The organism is Streptomyces sp. NPDC033229, from assembly GCF_055576875.1.
The window spans coordinates 1-21,678 of record NZ_JBVIQR010000034.1; the positions used below are offsets into that span (position 1 = coordinate 1).

19 protein-coding genes and 1 tRNA gene are annotated in these 21,678 nt (G+C 69.5%); 12 read left to right on the forward strand and 8 right to left on the reverse strand.

From position 1 onward, the window contains the following. Window positions 1-247: 247 nt before the first annotated feature. Window positions 248-541, forward strand: coding sequence for a hypothetical protein (locus ACZ53N_RS26295; protein WP_469143266.1), 294 nt, complete (start codon window positions 248-250; stop codon window positions 539-541). A 377-nt stretch (window positions 542-918) separates the two neighbouring features. Here ACZ53N_RS26295 and ACZ53N_RS26300 read toward each other — a convergent pair whose 3' ends face one another. Further along, on the reverse strand, window positions 919-1,227 hold the full coding sequence (locus ACZ53N_RS26300; protein WP_469143267.1) for a WhiB family transcriptional regulator: 309 nt from the start codon (window positions 1,225-1,227) through the stop codon (window positions 919-921). 324 nt (window positions 1,228-1,551) lie between these two features. Between ACZ53N_RS26300 and ACZ53N_RS26305 the strand changes: the two genes are divergently transcribed. Beyond that, the gene (locus ACZ53N_RS26305) at window positions 1,552-2,496 is read left to right on the forward strand and encodes a quinone oxidoreductase family protein (RefSeq protein ID WP_469143268.1); all 945 of its coding nucleotides are present in this window, start codon (window positions 1,552-1,554) and stop codon (window positions 2,494-2,496) included. A gap of 117 nt (window positions 2,497-2,613) precedes the next feature. Next, window positions 2,614-3,432 carry an IclR family transcriptional regulator domain-containing protein gene (locus tag ACZ53N_RS26310; RefSeq protein WP_469143269.1) on the forward strand — a complete coding sequence of 273 codons (819 nt, stop codon included), beginning with the start codon at window positions 2,614-2,616 and terminating at the stop codon, window positions 3,430-3,432. 56 nt (window positions 3,433-3,488) lie between these two features. On the opposite strand, the gene ACZ53N_RS26315 is transcribed toward ACZ53N_RS26310, so the two are convergent. Further along, window positions 3,489-4,505, reverse strand: coding sequence for a recombinase zinc ribbon domain-containing protein (locus ACZ53N_RS26315; protein WP_469143270.1), 1,017 nt, complete (start codon window positions 4,503-4,505; stop codon window positions 3,489-3,491). A gap of 262 nt (window positions 4,506-4,767) precedes the next feature. Continuing rightward, entirely contained in the window at window positions 4,768-4,962 is a 195-nt protein-coding gene (locus tag ACZ53N_RS26320; RefSeq protein ID WP_469143271.1) for a helix-turn-helix domain-containing protein, read from the reverse strand. 174 nt (window positions 4,963-5,136) lie between these two features. Between ACZ53N_RS26320 and ACZ53N_RS26325 the strand changes: the two genes are divergently transcribed. Further along, a complete protein-coding gene (locus ACZ53N_RS26325) occupies window positions 5,137-6,735 on the forward strand; it encodes a tyrosine-type recombinase/integrase (RefSeq protein ID WP_469143272.1) in 1,599 nt (532 codons plus the stop codon). 96 nt (window positions 6,736-6,831) lie between these two features. Here ACZ53N_RS26325 and ACZ53N_RS26330 read toward each other — a convergent pair. Together ACZ53N_RS26330 and ACZ53N_RS26335 are read right to left on the reverse strand one after the other, a co-directional pair. Beyond that, window positions 6,832-6,904 (reverse strand) — tRNA-Arg (locus ACZ53N_RS26330). Between the two features lie 68 nt (window positions 6,905-6,972). Further along, a complete protein-coding gene (locus ACZ53N_RS26335; RefSeq protein WP_469143273.1) occupies window positions 6,973-8,250 on the reverse strand; it encodes a M6 family metalloprotease domain-containing protein in 1,278 nt (425 codons plus the stop codon). Window positions 8,251-8,510: 260 nt separating this feature from the next. Between ACZ53N_RS26335 and ACZ53N_RS26340 the strand changes: the two genes are divergently transcribed. Further along, a complete protein-coding gene (locus ACZ53N_RS26340; protein ID WP_469143274.1) occupies window positions 8,511-9,137 on the forward strand; it encodes a TetR/AcrR family transcriptional regulator in 627 nt (208 codons plus the stop codon). A gap of 192 nt (window positions 9,138-9,329) precedes the next feature. After that, window positions 9,330-10,850 (forward strand): MFS transporter, encoded by a 1,521-nt coding sequence (locus tag ACZ53N_RS26345; RefSeq protein ID WP_469143275.1) that lies wholly within the window; start codon window positions 9,330-9,332, stop codon window positions 10,848-10,850. Window positions 10,851-11,009: 159 nt separating this feature from the next. On the opposite strand, the gene ACZ53N_RS26350 is transcribed toward ACZ53N_RS26345, so the two are convergent. Further along, complete coding sequence (locus tag ACZ53N_RS26350) at window positions 11,010-11,516, reverse strand: MarR family winged helix-turn-helix transcriptional regulator (protein ID WP_469143276.1); 507 nt, start codon at window positions 11,514-11,516, stop codon at window positions 11,010-11,012. A gap of 117 nt (window positions 11,517-11,633) precedes the next feature. Here ACZ53N_RS26350 and ACZ53N_RS26355 point away from each other — a divergent pair, with 117 nt between their 5' ends. Continuing rightward, window positions 11,634-12,428: a dioxygenase family protein gene (locus ACZ53N_RS26355; RefSeq protein ID WP_469143277.1), complete on the forward strand. Its 795-nt coding sequence runs from the start codon at window positions 11,634-11,636 to the stop codon at window positions 12,426-12,428. A 211-nt stretch (window positions 12,429-12,639) separates the two neighbouring features. Here ACZ53N_RS26355 and ACZ53N_RS26360 read toward each other — a convergent pair whose 3' ends face one another. Continuing rightward, window positions 12,640-13,059: a hypothetical protein gene (locus ACZ53N_RS26360; protein WP_469143278.1), complete on the reverse strand. Its 420-nt coding sequence runs from the start codon at window positions 13,057-13,059 to the stop codon at window positions 12,640-12,642. A gap of 629 nt (window positions 13,060-13,688) precedes the next feature. Between ACZ53N_RS26360 and ACZ53N_RS26365 the strand changes: the two genes are divergently transcribed. Continuing rightward, window positions 13,689-14,702, forward strand: a complete 1,014-nt coding sequence (locus ACZ53N_RS26365) for a sigma-70 family RNA polymerase sigma factor (protein WP_184733994.1) — start codon at window positions 13,689-13,691, stop codon at window positions 14,700-14,702. Between the two features lie 263 nt (window positions 14,703-14,965). Here the strand turns inward: ACZ53N_RS26365 and ACZ53N_RS26370 are convergent, their stop codons facing one another. Then, window positions 14,966-15,940: a helix-turn-helix transcriptional regulator gene (locus tag ACZ53N_RS26370; protein ID WP_469143279.1), complete on the reverse strand. Its 975-nt coding sequence runs from the start codon at window positions 15,938-15,940 to the stop codon at window positions 14,966-14,968. Between the two features lie 101 nt (window positions 15,941-16,041). Here ACZ53N_RS26370 and ACZ53N_RS26375 point away from each other — a divergent pair, with 101 nt between their 5' ends. The 4 genes from ACZ53N_RS26375 to ACZ53N_RS26390 all read left to right on the forward strand — a co-directional run bounded on the left by ACZ53N_RS26375 (window position 16,042) and on the right by ACZ53N_RS26390 (window position 21,654). Further along, window positions 16,042-17,580 carry an MFS transporter gene (locus ACZ53N_RS26375; RefSeq protein WP_469143280.1) on the forward strand — a complete coding sequence of 513 codons (1,539 nt, stop codon included), beginning with the start codon at window positions 16,042-16,044 and terminating at the stop codon, window positions 17,578-17,580. A gap of 167 nt (window positions 17,581-17,747) precedes the next feature. Beyond that, on the forward strand, window positions 17,748-18,509 hold the full coding sequence (locus tag ACZ53N_RS26380; protein WP_469143281.1) for a DeoR/GlpR family DNA-binding transcription regulator: 762 nt from the start codon (window positions 17,748-17,750) through the stop codon (window positions 18,507-18,509). Beyond that, window positions 18,506-19,453: a 1-phosphofructokinase gene (gene pfkB / locus ACZ53N_RS26385; protein WP_469143282.1), complete on the forward strand. Its 948-nt coding sequence runs from the start codon at window positions 18,506-18,508 to the stop codon at window positions 19,451-19,453. Before ACZ53N_RS26380 ends, pfkB begins: the two co-directional genes overlap by 4 nt. Window positions 19,454-19,623: 170 nt before the next feature. Beyond that, on the forward strand, window positions 19,624-21,654 hold the full coding sequence (locus tag ACZ53N_RS26390; RefSeq protein WP_469143283.1) for a PTS fructose transporter subunit IIABC: 2,031 nt from the start codon (window positions 19,624-19,626) through the stop codon (window positions 21,652-21,654). Window positions 21,655-21,678: the final 24 nt, after the last annotated feature.

Consider the following 21,678-nt stretch of genomic DNA (forward strand, 5'->3'; position numbering starts at 1 on the left):
CCGCGATCTGGCACAACCACAAGACCGGCCAGCCCGTCATACGCTCCTTGATCGCTTATGACCACTGATCACATCGGAATGACTCGTCTAGGGCGCCGCCGTGGGCGAGTGACCCCGATCACGATGAGGGCGTGTCGGAAATCCTGGCCGTCGAGCGCGCCACGCGCTGAATGGCACCGCCCGCACGGGAGACTTCCCGGGTAGGTGCCAACGGTGACGAACGGATAATCCGGTCGTTACACAGCCCATGAAGATGATCTCGCGCAGTCTCGTTCTGGCCGCCGGAACCGGCATTCTGCTGGCGGTGACTGCACCGGCTCACGCCGCCGACGTTTTGGACCTGGTCGACGCCAAGCGCATCCCCGTATCCGCCCTCTCCTCGGGCAATACCAGTGCTGACGACATCAATGTCGTCAGCATCAAGCCGAACGGCACCGGCCCGTGGGTGAACGGTGTGGTCAGGGAGGTGACGCACCCACAACAGGAGGAGGTAGTGGAGGCACTGCTCGCTACCCTGATCGGCCACGACTACGAGGACTAGGCATTCCGTATCAGCCTGGGGCGTCAGTGGCGGCAGTGAGCTACGAACAGGGTCTGAACGCGCCCGCGCTACGGGGGAGATGGGTGACCTGCTCCGGCCTCGCCCCTCGGCCGGGGACCGCCCGGCCGAGTCATCTCGGAGGGCTGCGCGAAAGACACCCCGATCGCTCCCGCTGACTCGAGGTGATCGCCGACCGCTCTTCCGGCTCCGGGCCCCAGTCGTGAGGGAGCGCCGGTAGCCGCAGGCCGCTCCCGCCTTCAGGTGCCTGCCGCCGGCCCGAGGGGGGGGCGCTCAGCTCGGGCTGAAGCCCACCCGGGCTCGCCAGCTTCTCGGACGCACGGTGCGGCCCGGGCGCCCGCATCCGGGCGGGCGGCACGTCACGCGGCGTCCACCAGCTCCCGCCATTCCCGCACGCCCGCGGGCGCCCCCACGGTCAGGGCTGCGCGACAGTCCTCTTCGATCGGGCACAACATGCACAGGCGCCGGGCATCCCTCTGCGACAGCGGCTCGTGGTCTTCCGGAAGGCCGCAGCAGGCCGCCTCACTCCACATGATCGGGCGCGCGAGCGAGTTGCCCTCGTGATGCCACAGGCCCAACCCCATAACCCGCTGCCCGGCCGCGAGGTCGTCCGCCTCCCAATCGCGAGGTTGCTGCGCGAGCGCAATAATGCGCTGCCGGTCTATCACGTTGCCTCTTCGTCCCCAGTCGGCGCTGCGCCGGGCAGCACCGGAAACCCAATCTTGCTTCGCGCAAGTAATTAGCCGTGCGCTACTTTCCGGCGGCACCGCCGGTGACTATGTATACGTCATCCCGCAAGGCTGGAATCCCATATTTCACCAGGCGCAATATGGGGCGTGGCGAACAAGATCAAAGTGCGTCAGGCGCAACTATGGGGAGGCCGATCATGATCGAAGTGCGCCACGCGCAATTTGAGAAAGACGCCCCCGGAGACCGCTTAATGTTTGCCGCGAAGCAAGCAAGCGAGAGGCGGAGTACAGGTGCGAGCAATCATGGCGCGGAACGCCGGCGGGCCGGAGGTGCTAGAGCCTCACGACTACGTTGAACCTGAGCCGCTCGCGGCGCACGAGCTGGTCAGCGTCGTGCTGGCGGGCGTCAACTCCGCCGACGTCCTCATGAGGGAGGACTCCTACGTCTCCCCCCTCAAGTTCCCCTTCGTGCCCGGCAGGGAACTGGTCGGGTACACGCGCGACGGCCAGAGGATCGTGGCGCTCACGAGCGAGGGTGCCTACGCGGAAAAGGCCCTGGTGCACCAGGGGCTTCGCTGGGAAATCCCGGACGGAGTAACGGACGAACAAGCCCTGGCGCTGGTGGTAGACGGCCAGTCGGCCTGGCACATGCTGACCACCGTGCTCAAGATCCAGTCCTACGAAAAGGTACTCATCCCGTGCGCCGCGAGCCCGCTGGGCACCTTCGCCATTCAGTTCGCCAAGCTGCACGGCTGCCTGGTCGTGGCCATGGACGACGACGAGGAGAGGCTCCAGATCGCCCGCGACCTCGGCGCCGACGCTGTAGTGGACTCCTCCAAGATCGAGGGCCTCGCGGACCGCATCCGCGCCGCAGCCGACGGGCCAGTCGATGCTGCTCTGGAGTTGGTAGGCGGGCGGCTGTTCACCGCCACCCTGGACGCTCTGTCATTCCGCGGGCGCATGGTCATCGACGGCTGTTCCTCGCGTGAGCAGGAAAACGTCAAGAGCAAGCTGATGTTCGGGACCAAGCAGCTCAACGGCTTCTGGCTCCCTGACCTTCTGCGCAACCTCTTCGCCGTCGAGCAGACCATGCAGATGCTCTTCGACGCGGTCGAGTCGGGTGCCGTGAAGACCCCCACCAGCCGTCGCTACATGCTTGAGCACGCGAACCTCGCCCACGAGGCCCTGGACGCCCGCATGCCCGGCAAGGTATTTCTCGATGTAGCAGCCATCAAGTACTACTACTGAAAGTCGATCAAGCTACCGCGTAGTAATCTGTGCAGGATGTCGGGAGACCGGCGGGAACGGAAGAGAAAGAATGCTGTGGCCTCGGGAGTGTGACGCAGCTCGTGCCTGAGGACGATTTTGAGCAGCATCGCCACCAGCTCTGAAGAAGAGCTCGCAGAGACCGGTGAAGAGCCCGCAGAGGCTGAAGACGAGATCACAGCACAAGACAAAGTCTTCACTGTCCTTTGCGCCTTTGGCAGGCTCCCCGGCGAAGCCCACAAGCTCGCCGAAATCACCAAGGAATCCGGCCTCGACAGGTACACGGTACTTCGAGCGATGAAAGCCGGTCGCAAACGCGGCGTCTTCGAGAAGGTCGGCCACGGCCGATACCGACTCGGAGCGGCCCTCGCCATGCTGGGCATGCAGTCGACGACGGCTCACACCCCCGACCCCATCGCCGTCGACTCGGTCCTGAAGTCCCTGAGCCAGGAGACAGGCGGCCTGGCGAGCTACTACTCAGCAGCCGGCAACCACCGCTTCTGTTTGGCTTTTGTCCCCAGCCAGCAGCACAAGATGGAACGCGACTGGCTGGAGATGGTGCACCGCAGCCGATCGCTGCGCACCTGCGCCTCAGGGCGGGTCATCCTCGCCCATTCCCCGCTCTACATCCGCACCAAAGTCCTCACGGAGCCGATCCCCGACGGGGCCAGCCCCGGAACGCTCGACTCAGCCGCACTGGAAGCCTCCTTGGAAGACGTACGGAAACGGGGCTATGCCATTGGCCGCGAAGAGTGCGTAGAGGACTGGGACTCCATAGCCGCACCCGTCCTGAGCGGCCAACTCATCTGCGGCGCAGCACTCCTGCGCCTTCCCTCGAAGGCCATGCCGACCGACCTGACGCCCTTGATCCGTGCGACCTTGACCGCAGCCGCCGAACTCTCCCTGCTCTGCGCCTAGCGTGTTCGCAAAAGGCCGTTCCCCGCAGCGGGGAACGGCCTTTTGCGAACACGCGATCAGACGGCCGCGTCAGACCGCACTGCTCTCCGCTTTGGCAGCCTGGCCTTCGTGGCGCGCACGGTCTTCGCAGGCTTGCGCCAGACGATATTGATGCGGTCGCCAGGTGCCGAGCCGCGGCCGCGACGACCAGGGAGCACCCGAATCGTCTCCATCTCCAGGCGGATCAGAGCCCGGCGGGACGCGATCGGCGCTGTCTCCCACCACCTGATCAAATCATCCACTCCGCCCGAGGGCACGCTTACCACCATCTGATCCAGGAACCAGATGCGCGTCTGCGCGTCCTTCACCTGCTTCTGCAGAGCCTTCCGCGCCGCCTCATGCGCCGCCGCGCTCAACACCTTCTCCTGGCGCAGCTCCCGCAAGCGCACACCTTCGGCCTCGGCGTCCTTGACGAACGCCTCAAGCCTTCCCAACTCGTCCTTAACGTCGCCCAGCAGAGCCGCAATCCGCTCCTGGGCCTTGGGCCGCAACAGCTCAGCGAGGACCTGCTCTGTCACCGGCTCCTCAAGCCGCTCGGCGGTGATGGAAACCCCGCCGCACGACGTGCCGTTGGGTCCCGGAGCCGGACAGCGGTACTGGGGCGGACCTCCCACCTTCACCCGGTTGGAGACCATCGCGTGGCCGCACCGGTCACACGAGGCCGCCTCGCCGGTCAGGAGGTATTCATACGGGTCGGCCGGTTCCTCCGGCGCAGGCCTCTTGAGCGCGGCGAACAGCGCCAGGAGCTTGCGGCGCTCCGCGACGGAGAGAATGATCTCCGCCCCCTCGATCGGCTCGCCATCCTTGTCGAGGCCCGCCAGCTGAGGGTGGGAGAGCGCCTTGATCAGACCCTCGGTGCGCCACGGGTTTCCCAGGGTCGTGCGGTAGCCCTGACTGTTCACCCAGGCGTTCACGTCGGCGGGCTTCTCACCAGCAAACAGACGTGAGGCGGCCAAGCGGAGAGCCCGAGCTTCCGCAGGGATCACCGCGCCAGCTTTGAACCCATACAGCCGCGCGCCCATGTACTTCTCCATCCAGCAGGAGCCAGCCACCTCCTGCCAGGCGGCTCTCCAGCTCCGAATAGGTAATCTACCTGGATTGGATTGCCAACCTTTCCATACCTGGGGCGCCAGCCATGCAGATGGGGTGAAAGGTGCACGTCAGGCCACATGTACCCCGTGGGGTGTGACGTATCTCGCAGCAACAGTGATCCAGTTCCGCCGAAAGGCGTCAGACCTGGGAGGGGCCGGGGGTGTCAGGCCCCTCCGTGCTGCGAATAGGTGATCGTCCAATTGGCTACGGATGCACGCCCAACACCTTCCACAGCGAAGCCGTGGCTACCTTCCGTATCTCTCCGACCATGAACGTCTGGGCAGGAAACTTCCCCGCCCGCACCAGCTTGTACGCCGTATCCCGGCTCACGCCCAACGCCCGTGCCGCCGTCACCACGCTCACCGCAGTCGGCAGTCCCCGAAGCTCCTCCAGCGACATCCCGCCACGCTCACTAACAAGCACAGCAGCCTGGCCCACAGAAGACGACAAAGGTGGTCACATCCCTCTTCCCCGCGCCACCTGACCGGAAGGATACGGCCTCGAACGGCAAAAAACGTTCGTTACAGCAAGATGCCGACACGCAAGACAAACCCAGCTACCCCAGGGGGATGCGTGTTCGACGGAAGTACCTACAAGCGGTGCGCCTGCAAAGAGCCAGTCCTGGACACGACCGGCACACCGGTCCTCGGCGCCGACGGCAAACCGAAGACCCGGCAGATCGGCTCCGACTGCAAGCTCCTCAAACGCAGCAACCACGGCACCTGGTACTACTACGTCAAACTCCCCGACGGCCCCGGCGGCAAGCGCCGCCGCCCCCGCAAGGGCGGCTTCAACACCCAGGACGAGGCCAAAAAGGCAGGCCAGAAGCTCTGGGATGAAGACAGAGCCGGCCAGGACGTCGACTCCAAGGAGACCGTCGCCCAGTACCTGCGCCGCTGGTTCAACAAGCGAGTCGACCTCAAGCGCAGCACCCGCAGCGACTACGAGGACATCCTGGAAAAGGTCTTCATCCCCGCCCTCGGCCACATGCTGATGCGCGACCTCCGCACCCGGCACATCCAAGAGGTCTTCGCAGCCATCTGGGCCGAGAACGAGATACGGGAGAAAAACCGCCTCGCCGCCCAGCAGGCCAAAGCCGCCTGCGACGCCGCACACAAAGCGTGGCGCAACGCTGGCCGGCCCCGGCCGCCAGAGCTCCGCGAACGCTGGAACGCAGCCCGCGCCGCCCTCAAGGAAGCCCGCACCAAGCCGCGCCAGGACACTGGCCCCGGGCGGCAGCTGAAATTCCTCAAGACCCTCTCCGGAGCCCTCAAGGCCGCCGTCGCCGAGAAGCTGATCACCGAGAACTGGTGCGACGGCGTCGTCCTGCCCACCTACGAGCGCCCCGAGGCACTGGTATGGACCGACGAACGCGTCGCGCGCTGGAAAGAGACCGGCGAGAAGCCCTCTCCCGTCATGGTGTGGACCCCCGAGCAGACCGGCCGCTTCCTCGACGAGGTGGTCGAGCACCCGCTCTACCCCATGTGGCACCTCCAGACCTTCCGAGGCACCCGCAGAGGCGAAAGCTGCGGCCTGCCCTGGACCGAGACCGACCTCACCACCGGCATCATCCGCGTCGCCGAACAACTGGTCACCGACTCCAGCTACGAAGTCTGGGAAGACACCCCCAAATCCCGAAGCGGCAAACGCACCCTGCGCCTCGACACCGCCACCCACCAACTGCTCATCGCCGTACGCGAGCACCAACAGGCCCGCCGTATCGAACACGAGAAGGCGGGCACCTGGGTCAACAGTGGTCTCGTCTTCACCCAGGACAACGGCGCGCCGTACCACCCCGACTACGTCTCCCAGGTCTTCGACCGGATCCTCAAGCGCCTGGGCCTCCCACCCATCCGCCTCCACGACCTGCGCCACTGCGCCGCCTCGCTCAGCCTCGCGGCTGGCCTGTCCATGAAGGCCATCCAGGTGCTACTCGGCCACAGCTCCTACAGCCTGACCGCCGACACGTACACCTCGCTGATGCCCCAGTTCGAGCAGGCCGCAGCCGATGCCCCCCTGGAACTTGTGCCCCGGCAGGCTGTGTCCGCCCAGAGCCCCGAGCCGCCCAAGCCTTTGCTGATGCTTGTCCCCACCGATCCCGAGCCTGTCCCCACTGGGCCGCTCGCTGTCCCCACCGAGGAGGCCGCCGTCCCCACTGCGGCAGCAGCCTGACAGCGTGTCCCCACCCTGTCCCCATCGGGGGACAAAAAGGACCCCCGGACTGAGTCCGGGGGTCCTTCTCAATACCTTTTGCCTGGTCAGGCAATGTGCCCCCGGGCAGATTCGAACTGCCGACACCCGCTTTAGGAGAGCGGTGCTCTATCCCCTGAGCTACGGAGGCGGGGCCGCCGTCAGTGTAGCGGGTGGTGGGGTGGGCGGGTCAGGGTGCCGGGCATCTTGGCGGTGGGGTCATACCCGGCGGGGGCGAGGGGTGGTCGTCAGGGTTACCTGCCAGTTGCCCGCCTCGTCCTGGCCCAGGACCTCGACGGTGACGCCGGCCGCCGCGCAGCGCTGGCCCGCCACGTAGGTCGCGTCGCTCAGGGACGCGTTCACGTTGGGGTCCTCGGTGTAGCAGCCGGGGCTGTGCGGGGTGGCGTCCGAGGTGCGGATCGGGCCGGAGCCGGTGCGGATGTCCGAGGCGATGGTGGTGACGAGGACGCCGGGGCGGCAGACCGTGTGGTCCAGGAGGCCGGGGGTGCGGGCTTCGAGGGTGATGGCGCGGGTGGGGGAGAGGGGGACGACGACCAGTTTGGGGCCGCCGTCGACCGAGGTGGGGGTGAGGGTCAGGGTGCGGGTGCCGGGGGTGTCGACGCAGTGGACCTGGTCGGGGGCCAGCCAGCCGAGCTTCCACTTGTGCCAGGCCAGGAAGTCGTTGGACGGGCCCCAGTCCTCGTCCATGAGGTCCCAGTGGCCGACGGGGGTGTCCAGCGGGTTGTTGTTGCGGGCGTAGTAGAGGTCGGGGAGGCCGAAGCTGTGGGCGTTCTCGTGGTTGAGGACGCGGTAGGGGCTGTTGCCGGTCTGGCTGCTCCAGATGAAGGAGACGTTCTTGAAGTGGGCGCCGTCGTCCGCGCGCAGCCCGGTGGGGGTTCCGGCGAAGGTCACGGACCGGACGTCCTCGATGGCGGGCGGGCCGGCGTTGGCCGTGGCCAGGACGTTGATGAGGTCGAAGTGCCGGAAATCGACGGTGTGGTCGACGGCGGCCAGGATCTCGCGCGAGATGGCGTGGTAGCCGTCGTCGCGGTCCACGTCGAAGGGGGCGCCGCGTTCCAGGCCGTACGACTCGTAGGGGTGTGACATGCGGATCCAGCGCAGGACCGGGGTGGAGCGGTAGTCGAGCCGGCCGTAGGAGCTGGCGCGGTAGTAGTCGGTGACGGCCGGGAAGAACTCGGCGTAACGCTGCTGCGGGGGCACCTGGGCGGGGGCGTCGGGGAAGTCGATCAGGAAGGTGACGGCCCGGACCGTGCCGCTGGACCGCGCGTAGCCGCGGGGCGTGTGGGAGCCCTCGGACACGTCGTCGGTGACCGTGGTGAGCGCGCAGGGGCCGGAGGGGAGCCGGCCCGTCATGTCCGGGGCGTGTTCGGCGGTGTCCGCCCCGGAGACGGCCGGGGGCGCGTCCGCCTGGGAGGGCACGGGTGAGGTGAGCGCCAGTGCGGTGATCACCATGACCACCATGGCCAGGGATTTCATGTCGGTCACCTCCGTGGCGCATGCGACCCGCGACCCGGGTGCTCTCTGTGTCCACCCTGTGCCGCTGCGTGTTCGGCCGCCCGCTGGAGTGCGGCAGATGGGGCATGGGTGGCCACCGGGCCGGGTGAGGTGCACGTCACAACCGGAGGTGAAATATCCGGGGAGGATCTCCCCGTTTAACGAAGCGTTCCCGTGAAACGGGGAACTTCTCCCCGGTTACCTGAACCGGATCGGAACCCGAATCGAAAGGAGTGCCCGCCGTGGCAGCACCGCAGCCCCGCCTCCGTGCCGACGCCCTGCGCAACCGGGAGCGGATCATCGCCGCCGCCCGCGAGACGCTCGTCGAGCACGGGGCCGATGTCCACCTCGATGAAATCGCTCGACGGGCCGGGGTCGGCAATGCCACGCTGTACCGGCACTTCACGGATCGCTATGAGCTGATCCACCATGTCACCCTCTCGGTGATGGCCCGCATCGCGGAACAGGCCGAGACTGCACGAGCTGAGGAGCCCGATGCTTTCCTCGCGTTGAGGCGCTTCGTCCATGCCGCGGCCGACGAGCGCATCGGTGCGCTCTGTCCGTTGCTCGCCGACGGCGTCGACCATGAGCACCCGGACCTGGTCGAGGCCCGTGACCGACTCGAGCGTGACACCGAGGCGTTGATGGCCGCGGCCCGCGCTGCCGGGCAGTTGCGCGACGACATCGCGGTCGGCGACCTGATGGTGGCGCTCACTCAGCTCACCAGGCCGTTGCCCGGTAGCGGCTGTGTGAACTTCGATCAGTTCGTGCACCGGCATCTCCAGCTGTTCCTGGACGGGTTGATGGCACCGGCGCGTTCCCGCCTTCCCGGCTGCGCCGCGACCTTGCAGGACCTGCGCCATAAGTAAGCACCCGCAAGTAAGCACCCGCGTCATGGCTGGTTCCGTCCGGTACGGCAGCCGGACCGTGCCCCTTATGGCCGTGTCTCTCCGGACCGTGCCGTCCGCAGCCACGACCACCTTTGGCAGCCACGACCGCCTTTGACTTCGCCTCACCCCCCTCCTCGTACCGCCCTTCGCACCGTTTAGGCAGGCCGTTCCATGCAAGACTCCGCCACCACTCCTGACCCCAGGCGCTGGAAAGCGCTCATATTCATCGCCCTCGCCCAGCTGATGGTCGTCCTCGACGCGACCATCGTGAACATCGCGCTGCCCTCCGCCCAGGACGACCTCGGGATCTCGGACGGCAACCGGCAGTGGGTCATCACGGCCTACGCCCTCGCCTTCGGCGGACTGCTGCTCTTCGGCGGCCGGGTCTCCGACCTGTGGGGCCGTAAGCGCGCGTTCGTCGTCGGTCTGATCGGCTTCGCGGCCGCCTCCGCCCTCGGTGGTGCCGCGGTCAACACCGGGATGCTGCTGGGCGCCCGCGCACTGCAGGGTGTCTTCGGCGCGCTGCTCGCGCCGGCGGCGCTGTCGCTGCTCGCCGTGCTGTTCACCGAGGCGAAGGAGCGCGCCAAGGCGTTCGGCATCTTCGGTGCCATCGCCGGTGCCGGTGGTGGCGTCGGCCTCATCCTCGGCGGTCTGTTCACCGAGTACCTGAACTGGCGCTGGACGTTCTTCGTGAACATCCCCTTCGCCGTCGTCGCCGCGCTCGGCGCGATCGCCGTGATCCACGAGCCCGCCGGCAGCCGCAACCCCTCGAAGCTCGACGTCCCCGGCGTCATCCTGGCCACCCTCGGCCTGGTCTCGCTCGTCTACGGCTTCACCCGCGCCGAGTCCGACGGCTGGACGTCCGGCATCACCATCGGCCTCTTCGTCGCCTCGGCGGTGCTGCTGTCCGCCTTCCTGGTCGTGGAGAAGAAGGTCAAGGCCCCGCTGCTGCCGCTGCGCGTGCTCACCGACCGCAACCGGGGCGGCGTCTACGTCTCCCTCGGTCTCGCCGCCATCGCGATGTTCGGCCTGTTCCTCTTCCTGACCTACTACCTGCAGGTCGTCCGAGGCTACTCGCCGGTCAAGACCGGTCTCGCGTTCCTGCCGATGATCGCCACGATGATCGCCGGTTCCACGCAGATCGGTGCCCGGCTGATGACCCGCGTCCCGGCGCGCTGGCTGATGGGCCCGGGCTTCCTGCTCGCGGCCATCGGCATGGTGCTGCTCACGCGGATCAGCCTGGACAGCTCGTACACCTTCGTCGTCCTGCCCGGTCTGCTCATGATGGGCCTCGGCATGGGTACGGCTTTCATGCCGGCCATGAGCCTGTCCACGCACGGCGTCCAGGCCCGTGACGCCGGTGTCGCCTCCGCGATGGTCAACACCTCGCAGCAGGTCGGTGGCGCCATCGGTACCGCGCTGCTCAACACCATCGCCGCCAGCGCCACCACCGCCTACATCACGTCGCACAAGGCGGGCGCGGACAACCCGAAGCTGCTCCAGCTGAACTCGATGGTGCACGGCTACTCCACCGCGATCTGGTGGGCCGCCGGTCTCCTCACGCTGGCCGCGGCCGTCGCGGTCGCCTTCGTCAACGCCGGTCACCAGGGCGGCCCGTCGGCCTCCTCCGGTGCGGGTGCGGGCGACGGTGTCGGCGAGAGCGTCGAGAAGATCCCGGTCATGGCGCACTGAGTCCCTGACGCACTGAGTGTCCGACTGAGTCCTACCGGGTGGGCATCGGTTGATCCCCACCCCGCAGGGCCCCGGGCACAGGCAAGGCCCCTCGCCGTCACGGCGGGGGGCCTTCGCGTTGCCCGGCGGTCCTGCGACGGGCCGGGGTGGCTAAGCGCATCAGCGGGTCCACGGGAGGTCGCCGCCCTCGGGCTGGAGGCCTGCCTGGATGGTCCGGCAGATGTCGCCGAGCTGGGCCACCTGCTGCGGCGTGAGACGGTCGAAGATGGCCGCCCGGACGGCGGCGACATGGCCGGGGGCCGACCTCTTCAGCATCTCGTACCCCTCGTCCGTCAGAACGGCCAGCTGGCCGCGCTTGTCGGAGGGGCAGTCCTCGCGCCGGACCCAGCCGTTCTTCTCCAGGCGGGCGACCGCGTGCGAGAGCCGGGAGCGGGTGATCTTGGCGTCCTGGGCGAGCTCGGTCATCCGGAGCCGGTGGCGGGGCGCCTGGGAGAGGTGCACCAGCAGGCCGTAGTAGACGTGCGGCATTCCGGCGTCGCGCTGGAGCTGACGGTCGAGATGATCCTCGAGGAGCGTCGTGGCGTGCAGGTACGCCCGCCAGACGGCCTGCTCCTGGTCGCTGAGCCAGCGGGGCTCGGGCGGGCCCCCCGCAGATTGGTTGGTCATGCCATCCACTGTGTCATCCGTGCTTCCTCCGAAGCGAATGCTTGAAGTTTCAATGATGTGGGTCTAGGGTTCAGGGGTAGAGGTTGATAGTTCAAGTATGAGCACTCTGGAGGGTCCATGCCGGCCACCGCGACCCCGACCGGCGGGCGGATGCCCGCGCTCTACCTGTCCCACGGCGCGCCACCTCTCGCCGACGACGAGCTGTGGACCGGCCAGCTCGCCGCCTGGTCCGCCGGGCTGCCCCGGCCCACCGCCATACTGATGATCTCCGCTCACTGGGAAGAGGCCCCGCTCGCCCTCGGTGCGACGGAGACGGTGCCGCTCGTTTACGACTTCTGGGGCTTCCCGGAGCACTACTACCGCGTCCGGTACGCCGCCCCGGGCGCCCCGGAGCTGGCCGAGCGGGTGCGCAAGACGCTGCGCGGCGCCGGTACGCCCGTGCAGGACATCCCGGACCGGGGTCTCGACCACGGCGCGTATGTGCCACTGGTGGAGATGTACCCGGGCGCCGACATCCCCGTGCTCCAGGTGTCCATGCCGACGCTCGACCCGCGGCGGCTGATGGAGATCGGACGCAAGCTGGCACCGCTGCGGGACGAGGGGGTGCTGATCGTCGGCAGCGGGTTCTTCACCCACAACCTGGCGGCGCTGCGACACGCGGGGTCCGAACCGCCCGCTTGGTCGGCGGAGTTCGACGCGTGGGGGCGCGAGGCCCTGGACGGGCAGGACGTCGACGCGCTGCTGGACTTCGAGAACAAGTCCCCGGCAGGGCGCCTGGCGCACCCGCGCACCGAGCACTTCGCCCCGCTCTTCGTCACGTTGGGCGCCGCCGAGGACGAACTCGACCGGCAGCGCGCCGTCATCGACGGATTCTGGATGGGGCTCGCGAAGCGCTCGGTGCAGTTCGGGTAGAGCCCGTCCGGCGGCGGGTCTTCGGCTGCGGGCCGCGTCGTCCGCACCACCGCTGCGCGGCGGTGTCCTCAAACGCCGGACGGGCTGCTGTGTCCTCAAGCGCCGGACGGGCTGGTCGGCTGAGCTCGGCCAACCAGCCCGGCCGGCGTTTGAGGGCGCGCCCGCAGGGTGCTCGCCACCGCAGGCGGACCCGCTGCCTGCCGGCCAGGCCTCAGTGCTCGTGCATGTAGAAGACGTAGTACGAGACCACGGCCATCGCCCCGCCCAGGAAGAACCCGAACAGCGAGGCGCGCAGCACCGAGACCTGGGTGAGGCTGTAGAGGAAGCCGAGGCTGATGCCGAACAGTGCGCCGAACGCCGCGGCCCTGACCTCGGCGATCATCTTGGCCCGTTCCTTGATCAGTACGTATCCGGCGCCCATGGCGACCAGCCCCGCGACGAGGCCGATCATCCAGGCGCGCAATGTGGAGGCGCCGTTGTCGTCGGCGAGGAAGACGGTGTACAGACCGAGGACGACGCCGCCGGTGACGGGTACCGCCCAGGCGGACCGGGATGTGCGGTGCGAAATCCCGGTGACCGGACCCGGGCCTTCGTGACGGTGGTGGCCTGGCAGGGCCGGGTGCGTCGGCATGGCGGGCTCCTTTGCTTCTTGTCTCTCTCGCCCCACCCCTTCCCACCAGGGCACACCCGCGTTCGGGCGGCGGCAACTCGATCACGGGTGGCCGACGGGGCCCCGGCGTCGAGCGGTCGCGGTGAAGAATCCGGCTTTCCGGGACTTCCTGGGCAACCGGAGCGCGGTACGGGCCGTCTTGTGGGGTAGGAGAGCCGCCAGTGGCGGCACTCCTCCGGCGTCAGTCGGTGTTGATCGGCTCCGGTGTCGGTGTTGATCGGCGTGAGCCCGTGAGATCCGGTTAAACGGAGTGGTGTCGAAGGTGACGGCCGTCTCACGGACCCGGCGGTGACAGCGGTTCGCGGGGGGCGGTGACAGCGGTGGGGTCGGCCTCGGGACCGGGTCTGACCTGCGCTTCCGTTGGCTCCGGCAGCGGCTGCCCACCCTCTGCGGCCGGACAGGGTACTGCATGATCAGAAAAATGAAGAAGACTCGCGGGAATTCTGTCCGGATTCCAGTCGTTCTTTCCATCGGATGGGGCACCCGAGAAGAGGCTGTATCTCTCGGGTCTCCCGGGCCCTCCCCGGTTTTCCGGGGCGCTCTCCGGGGGTCCCACCGTCCCGCGACCGACTCATCGCAAGGGAGCACGCATGGCAACCCGTGCCGTCGCCCGCCGTCAGACCGCCGACAAGGGGCCTGACAGGGCAAGCAGTGTTCGCGCCGTAGGCGGGGAGATCGCCGACCGCGACCTGGTCGGCATGTACCTCGACGAGATCGCGCGTACACCCCTGCTCGACGCCGCCAAGGAAGTGGAGCTGTCCCAGACCATCGAGGCGGGCGTCTACGCCCAGCAGCTCCTCGACGGCCTCGTGGAGAGCCCCGACGGCGATTCCGCGGCCGCGTCCGCGTCCCGCGAGGAGCTCGAGGCGATAGCCGCCGAGGGTGCCCGCGCCAAGGACGTCTTCATCAAGTCGAACCTGCGCCTCGTCGTGGCCGTCGCCCGTCGCTACCCGCGCAGCGGGTTGCCGCTCCTGGATCTGATCCAGGAAGGCAACGCCGGCCTGGTGCGCGCGGTGGAGAAGTTCGACTACGCCAAGGGGTTCAAGTTCTCCACGTACGCCACGTGGTGGATCCGCCAGGCCATCACGCGGTCCATCGCCGACCAGTCCCGGACGATCCGGCTGCCCGTCCACCTGGTCGAGGAGCTGGGCCGCATCCGCCGGGTGCAGCGCGAGTTCAACCGGGAGAACGGCCGGGACCCCGAGCACGCGGAGATCGCCGCCGAGCTGGGCTCCACGCCCGAGCGCGTCGGTGACGTGCTGGACTGGGCCCGCGACCCCGTCAGCCTCAACATGCACGTGGACGACGAGGGCGAGACCCAGTTCGGTGACCTGCTGGAGGACACCTCCGCCGTGTCCCCGGAGCAGTCGGTGCTCACGCTGCTGCGCAGCGAGGAGCTGGAGGATCTCATCAGCCGTCTCGACCACCGCACCGCGTCGATCATCAAGGCGCGCTACGGCATCGAGGACGGGCGGGAGCGCACGCTGACCGAGGTCGGCAAGCAGCACGGCCTCACCCGTGAGCGGATCCGGCAGATCGAGAAGCACGCGCTGCTGGAGCTGAAGAAGATGGCTCACGACACTGGTTTCGACGCGGCGGCCTAAAAGGGCATATCCTGGGCATAACCCCATAGACCGGGCCCCGGCGCTACCCCCCCTGCGTCGGGGCCCTTCCCTTGTCTTTCTCGTCCCTGCCCATCCGGCCTCGTCCCCTCCCTTGCGGCCTGTGTCTTTTCGGGGCCCCGCGCCACAGCGCCCGTACGGCGGTGTGCGCGGCCGTGTCCGCCGTTCTACGGTCTACGGGCATGACGGCGGGTCCGACGGCGGGTTCGCGAAGCCGGGCGGGGTGCCCCGCCGGGGCGCACGGGTCATGGCCCTGTCGCACCCGCCGCCGCGCGGCTGATGCGGGCGCCCAGGTCACGCAGATGGTCCACCAGCTCGGGCGGCTCGTGTGCCTCGAACTCGCAGTCGATCAGAGCGAGCCGGAAGGCCACCCACTCCAGCGTGTCCGCGACCGTGGCGTCCAGTCGGCAGGTGTTCTCGTCGATCGGCACCGGCGTGCCGAGGGACGACTGCAACCGGGCCGCGACGAACGCGGCGGGCGCGTGCAGCGTCGCCACCACCCGGTAGGTCGGCTGGAGGCGGGAGAGGGACCGGCTCATGAACTCGGCGGCGTTCGCCGCCGGCAGCTCGCGCGGTGTGAAACGCGCCCCGGTGGCGAGCGGCTCGCTGACCCGGTCGACGCGGAAGGTCCGCCAGTCGTCACGGTCGATGTCGTACGCGACGAGGTACCAGCGGCGCCCGGTGCTGACCAGCTGGTGCGGCTCCACCAGCCGCCGGGTCCCGGTCCCGTCGCCCTTGCGGTAGGCGAAGCGCAGCCGCTCGTGCCCGGTGGCGGCCGAGGCCATCACCGTCAGCGTGCGCGGGTCGACGCTCGCACCGTCACCGCCCACGAGCGGCACCGTCGCGGCCTGGAGGGCGGCGACGCGGTGCCGCAGCCGGGACGGCAGGACCTGCTCCAGCTTGGCGAGGGCCCGTACGGACGCCTCCTCGATGCCGTCCACGGCATGGCCGGCACCGGCCCGCAGGCCCACGGCGATGGCGACGGCCTCCTCGTCGTCCAGGACGAGGGGCGGCATGGCGGCCCCGGCGGCCAGCCGGTAGCCGCCCTCCGCGCCCATCGACGCCTGTACCGGATATCCGAGGTCCCGCAGCCGCTCGATGTCCCGGCGGATCGTCCGTGAGCTGACCCCGAGCCGCTCGGCGAGCTCGCTGCCCGGCCATTCGCGGGGCGTCTGGAGCAAGGAGAGGAGATTCAGCAACCGTGCCGGTGTGTCGCTCATGACACTCAGCTTCGCAGGGATGTGGGACACAAGATGTCCTACATGGAAGTTAGCGTCCTCGACGTCCCCGGAAGAGAAGTGCCAGGAAAGGCCGTACAGCAATGACCACCGATTCGCCGCCCGTCGACCGCCGCCGCTGGCTGGCACTCGCGGTGGTGATGACCGCGTCCTTCATGGACCTGGTCGACGTCACCATCGTCAATATCGCGATGCCCAGCATCAAGCGCGACATCGACGCCTCCTTCAGCGCCTTGCAGTGGCTCAGTGAGGGATACGCGCTCGCGTTCGCCATAGGCCTGATCACGGGCGGCCGGCTCGGTGACATCTACGGCCGCAAGAAGGTCTTCCTGTTGGGCATGGGCGGGTTCACCCTCGCCTCGATGCTCTGCGGTGTCGCGGCCGACCCGCAGATCCTGGTGGCCTCGCGGGTGCTCCAGGGCGCCATGGGCGCGCTGATGGTGCCTCAGGTGCTGTCCATCGTGCACGTGACCTTCCCCGCCCACGAGCGCGGCAAGGTCTTCGGGATGTTCGGCGCGATCATGGGCCTCGGCGCGGTCTCCGGCCCGCTGCTCGGCGCGCTGCTGACCCAGTGGAACCTCTTCGGCCTGGAGTGGCGGCCGATCTTCCTGATCAACGTGCCCGTCGGCATCGCCGGACTGCTCCTGGGCCGTCACTTCATCACGGAGTCCAAGGCCCCCAAGGCGCTGCGCCTGGACCTCGTCGGCGTGGCCCTGGCCAGCGTCGCGCTGCTGATGCTGCTCTACCCGCTGACCCAGGGCCGGGAGCACGACTGGCCGCTGTGGGGCTTCGTCTCCATGGCCGGGTCGGTGCCGATGCTCGCGGCGTTCATCGCGTACGAGCGGCACAAGACGCGCAAGGACGGCTCGCCGCTCGTCGAGCTGTCGCTGTTCAAGGTCAAGAGCTTCGCGGCGGGCATCGGCGTGCAGCTCACCTTCGGTGTCGCGTCCGGCATCTTCTTCCTGGTCTGGACGCTGTACATGCAGCTCGGCCTGGGCTGGTCGGCGCTGCGGTCGGGCCTGACGGGCATTCCGTTCTCGCTGGCGATCTCCGTGGCGGCGGGGCTGTCCGTGCAGAAGCTGGTGCCGAAGTTCGGGCGCAAGGTGCTGCAGGCGGGTGCGCTGGTGATGGCGGCGGGCGTGCTGACCTACATCTGGGAGGCCGACCGCTACGGCGCGGACATCCACTCCTGGCAGATGGCGCTGCCGCTGGCCGTGATGGGCCTGGGCATGGGCCTGATCGTCGCCCCGATCACGGACGCCGTGCTGTCCGAGGTGCCCCGCGCGCACGCGGGTTCGGCCTCCGGCCTGATCAACACGACCCAGCAGCTCGGCAACGCCATCGGTCTGGGCCTGGTCTCCGTGGCGTTCTTCGGTGTCGTGGACGACGCCGACCCGCGCCGCGAGACGCCGTCGGACATCTTCGGGGGAGCGTTCACGCACGCCATGTGGTGGGTCGCGGGCGGCCTGCTCGCGGTCTTCGCGCTGATGTTCCTGCTACCGAAGCGGTCGAAGCACCACGAGGCGGCCGAGGGGGAGCCCGAGGGCGCCGTCGAAGAGACGGTGGTGCCCCATGTCGCCGTCCCGGCCCAGGAGGCCGAGAAGGAACTGCTCAAGCGGTAACGCCCTCGAGCACGCTCCGGGACCCCGGGGAGGGCACGGGCCCGGTCGGTGATCCGACCGGGCCCGTTTGCGTCTGCTTGATGCCCGAGTCTGTTTACTTTCCGGAACCGTGGTCGTAATCTGACGGCGAAACCACAGACTCGGGCAGGGAACGGACGTAAAACCACATGTACGCACCGGAGCGCCAGCAGGAGATCCTTCGCCTCGCCCGCGAGAGCGGCCGGGTGGACGTGCTGTCGCTCGCCGAGGAGTTCCAGGTCACCTCCGAGACCGTCCGGCGTGACCTCAAGGCCCTGGACCGGGCCGGGCTGCTGCGCCGGGTGCACGGCGGCGCGATTCCCGTCGGACGGCTCGACTTCGAGCCGGACCTCGCCGAGCGCGAGAGCACGGCGGCGGACGAGAAGGACGCCATCGCCCGGGCCGCGCTCGCCGAACTGCCCGCCGGCGGCAGCGTGATCATCGACGCCGGTACGACGGCCGCGCGGTTCGCGGGCCTCCTCCCGCTGGAGTGCGAACTCACCGTCGTCACCCACGCCCTCCCCGTCGCCGCCCGCCTCGCCGACCACCCGGGCATCTCCCTCCACCTCGTCGGCGGACGGGTGCGGCATCGCACCCGTGCGGCCGTCGACGCGTGGGCGCTGCGCGCGTACGCCGAGATCAGCGCCGATGTCGTCTTCCTCGCGACCAACGGCTTCTCCGTCGATGACGGACTCACCACCCCGGACCTGGCCGAAGCCGCCGTCAAGCGGGCGACCGTCGGGGCCGCGCGGCGGGTGGTGCTCCTCGCCGACTCCGGCAAGTTCGGCCGACGGCACTTCGCGCGCTTCGGGGACCTCGCCGACGTGGACGTGCTGATCACCGACACCGGCCTCGCCCCCGAGGACGCCCTCGCCATCGAGCGCGCCGGCACCCGGACGGTACGCGCGTGATCCTCACCGTCACCCCCAACCCGAGCCTGGACCGTACGTACGAGATCCCCCGGCTGGAGCGCGGCGCGGTGCTGCGCGCCGCCGCCGACCGCGTCGACCCCGGCGGCAAGGGCGTCAACGTCTCGCGCGCGGTGGCCGCCGCCGGGCACCGCACGGTGGCGGTTCTGCCGCTCGGCGGGCCGGAGGGCGCCCTGCTGGCACGGCTGCTCGGCGACCTCGGCATCGACGTGGCGGGCGTGCCCGTGCGGGGCTCGACCCGGGTCAACATGGCGGTCGCCGAACCGGACGGCACCCTCACGAAGATCAACGCGGCCGGGCCCGAACTGGGCCGTGCGGAGGCGGAGTCGCTGCTGGCGGCCGTCCGGGACCGGTCGGCGGGTGCCGACTGGATCGCCTGCTGCGGCAGCCTCCCGCGCGGGCTCGCCCCCGAGTGGTACGGGCGCCTGGTGGCCCGCGCCCACGAGGCCGGTGCCCGCATCGCCCTCGACACCTCCGGCCCGTCCCTGACCGCCGCGCTGCGGATGCGCCCGGACGTCGTCAAGCCCAACGCGGAGGAACTGTCGCTGGCCGTCGGCCGCCCGCTCGCCACGGTCGGCGACGCGGCCGAGGCGGCGGGCGAACTGCGCGGCCTGGGCGCGCGGGCGGTCCTGGCCAGCCTCGGCGCGGACGGCCAACTGCTGGTCGACGACTCCGGTACGTACTTCGGCACCGCGCGCGTCCGGTCCGTGCGCAGCAACGTCGGCGCGGGCGACGCGTCACTGGCCGGCTTCCTCACCGCGGGCGGCACGGGCCCCGAGGCGCTCGCCGCCGCCCTCGCCCACGGCGCGGCGGCGGTACAGCTGCCGGGCAGCGCCATGCCGACACCGGCGGACCTCGACCCGTCGTCGGTGACGGTGACCTCCGAGGTCCCCTCCGCCCGCGCCCTGACGGAGCCGGTGCGGTGATCTGCGGTGCGGTGGCCTGCGGTGCGGGCGGCTACCGAACGCTCCGGCGCCGCCGCCGATTAACGCCGAGGGGCCTCCCGGTACCGACGTGGGAGGTCTCACCCGCCGTCGTCCCCTGACTTCCCCCCCACATCGCCCGCAGGGCGCTACCGCGAGCAAAGGAGCCCGCGATGAGTGAGCTGATCACGGCTGACCTGGTCGATCTCGACCTGTCCGCCGAGACCAAGGAAGCGGCGGCGAGATCGCTCGCCGAACGCATGCGGGAGCTGGGCCGCGTCACCGACCTCGACGGCTTCCTCGCCGATGTCGCCGCGCGCGAGGCCCAGATGCCCACCGGTCTCGACGGGGGCATCGGCATACCCCACTGCCGCAGCGCACATGTCACCGAACCGACTCTCGCCTTCGGCCGCTCGGCCGCGGGCATCGACTTCGGTGCCCCGGACGGCCCGGCGGACCTGATCTTCCTCATCGCGGCCCCTGCGGGCGGCGACGCCGACCACCTGTCGATCCTGTCCGCACTGGCCCGCCACTTGATGGACCCGGAGTTCACGTCCGCGCTGCGCGCGACGGGGACACCGGGTGCGGCGGCTGCCTTGATCCGTGGTGACGAGCCGGAGTCGGAGCCGGAGCCGGAGTCGGAGCCGGAGCCGTCGGTGGATGGCGAAGCCGAGGCGGCGCCGGAGGCCGGTGACGTGCCCGCGCGTGCGGCCGCCGAGGCGCCGAAAGCCGACGCCCACCCCTTCCGTATCGTCGCCGTGACCTCCTGTCCCACCGGCATCGCGCACACCTATATGGCCGCCGAGGCCCTGGAGTCGGCCGGGCGGGCCGCCGGGGTGGAGGTGGTGGTCGAGACGCAGGGGTCCGCCGGGTTCGTGAAGCTGGACCCCGCGGTCGTCGCCGCGGCGGACGGGGTGATCTTCGCGCACGACGTCGAGGTACGGGACAAGGACCGCTTCGCGGGACTGCCGACCGTGGATGTCGGGGTCAAGGCCGGGATCAACCGGCCCGGCGAGCTGATCGCCGAGGTGCGGGCGAAGGCCATGCGCGGCGAACGGGCGGCTCCCACCGCCCCCATGGACGCGGGAGCCGACGCCGGGGACGGCTTCGCGACCCGACTGCGCGCGTGGTTGATGACCGGGGTCAGTTACATGGTCCCCTTCGTCGCGGCGGGCGGGCTGCTGATCGCGCTCGCCTTCGCCATCGGCGGGTACGGGATCAACAAGGCGCCCTCCGTGGCCGACCACTTCGCGTGGACCGAGTCCGCGAGCTGGGCTGCGCTGCTGTTCCAGACCGGCGGCGTCGCGTTCGCGTTCCTCGTGCCGGTCCTGGCCGGGTTCATCGCGTACGGGATGGCCGACCGGCCCGGTCTCGTACCCGGGTTCGTCGGCGGCTCGATCGCGCTGACGGTCGACGCGGGCTTCCTCGGCGGCCTGATCGCCGGTCTCCTCGCGGGCACGGTCGTCATGGCCGTACAGCGGCTGAACATACCGGCGGTGCTGCGCGGCATCATGCCGGTCGTGGTGATTCCGCTGCTGTCCTCGGCGGTGGTGGGCTTCCTGATGTTCCTGGTGGTCGGCAAGCCCGTCGCCGCGCTGCAGAAGGCGCTGACCGACTGGCTGGGCGGGCTGTCCGGGACCAACGCCGTCATCCTGGGCGCCCTCCTCGGTCTGCTCATGGCCGCCGACCTCGGCGGGCCGCTCAACAAGGTCGCGTACGCCTTCGCCGTCGGCGGGCTCGCCGACCCCAACGAGGGCAGCCTGAAGGTGATGGCGGCGGTCATGGCGGCCGGTATGGTCCCGCCGCTGGCGATGGCGCTGGCCACGACCGTGCGCGGGCGGCTCTTCACCGCCTCCGAGCGGGAGAACGGCAAGGCGGCCTGGGTGCTCGGGGCGTCCTTCATCACCGAGGGCGCGATCCCCTTCGCGGCGGCGGACCCACTGCGCGTGATCCCTTCGGCGATGGCGGGCGGCGCGGTCACCGGCGCCCTGTCCATGGCCTTCGGTTGCACGCTGCGCGCCCCGCACGGCGGTGTCTTCGTGGTGCCGCTGATCGGCTCGCCGTTGCTCTATCTGCTGGCTGTCGCGGTGGGCACGGCGGTCAGCGCCGCCGTGGTGCTCCTGCTCAAGGGCCTTCGCAAGCCCGCCCCGCCGCAGGCCGCCGTGCCGGGCGAGGACGGGGCCCCGGTCGCCGTGGCCGTCTGACCTGACGGGCCCTGTCCGGGCCCG

Coding starts and splice junctions, on each gene's coding strand:
- ACZ53N_RS26305 (WP_469143268.1), top strand. CDS start 1,552: ATGGCGCGGAACGCCGGCGGGCCGGAGGTGCTAGAGCCTCACGACTAC.
- ACZ53N_RS26355 (WP_469143277.1), top strand. CDS start 11,634: ATGCCGGCCACCGCGACCCCGACCGGCGGGCGGATGCCCGCGCTCTAC.
- ACZ53N_RS26380 (WP_469143281.1), top strand. CDS start 17,748: ATGTACGCACCGGAGCGCCAGCAGGAGATCCTTCGCCTCGCCCGCGAG.
- ACZ53N_RS26350 (WP_469143276.1), bottom strand. CDS start 11,516: ATGACCAACCAATCTGCGGGGGGCCCGCCCGAGCCCCGCTGGCTCAGC.
- ACZ53N_RS26345 (WP_469143275.1), top strand. CDS start 9,330: ATGCAAGACTCCGCCACCACTCCTGACCCCAGGCGCTGGAAAGCGCTC.
- ACZ53N_RS26295 (WP_469143266.1), top strand. CDS start 248: ATGAAGATGATCTCGCGCAGTCTCGTTCTGGCCGCCGGAACCGGCATT.
- ACZ53N_RS26315 (WP_469143270.1), bottom strand. CDS start 4,505: ATGGAGAAGTACATGGGCGCGCGGCTGTATGGGTTCAAAGCTGGCGCG.
- ACZ53N_RS26320 (WP_469143271.1), bottom strand. CDS start 4,962: ATGTCGCTGGAGGAGCTTCGGGGACTGCCGACTGCGGTGAGCGTGGTG.
- ACZ53N_RS26365 (WP_184733994.1), top strand. CDS start 13,689: ATGGCAACCCGTGCCGTCGCCCGCCGTCAGACCGCCGACAAGGGGCCT.
- ACZ53N_RS26390 (WP_469143283.1), top strand. CDS start 19,624: ATGAGTGAGCTGATCACGGCTGACCTGGTCGATCTCGACCTGTCCGCC.
- ACZ53N_RS26360 (WP_469143278.1), bottom strand. CDS start 13,059: ATGCCGACGCACCCGGCCCTGCCAGGCCACCACCGTCACGAAGGCCCG.
- ACZ53N_RS26335 (WP_469143273.1), bottom strand. CDS start 8,250: ATGAAATCCCTGGCCATGGTGGTCATGGTGATCACCGCACTGGCGCTC.
- ACZ53N_RS26375 (WP_469143280.1), top strand. CDS start 16,042: ATGACCACCGATTCGCCGCCCGTCGACCGCCGCCGCTGGCTGGCACTC.
- ACZ53N_RS26370 (WP_469143279.1), bottom strand. CDS start 15,940: ATGAGCGACACACCGGCACGGTTGCTGAATCTCCTCTCCTTGCTCCAG.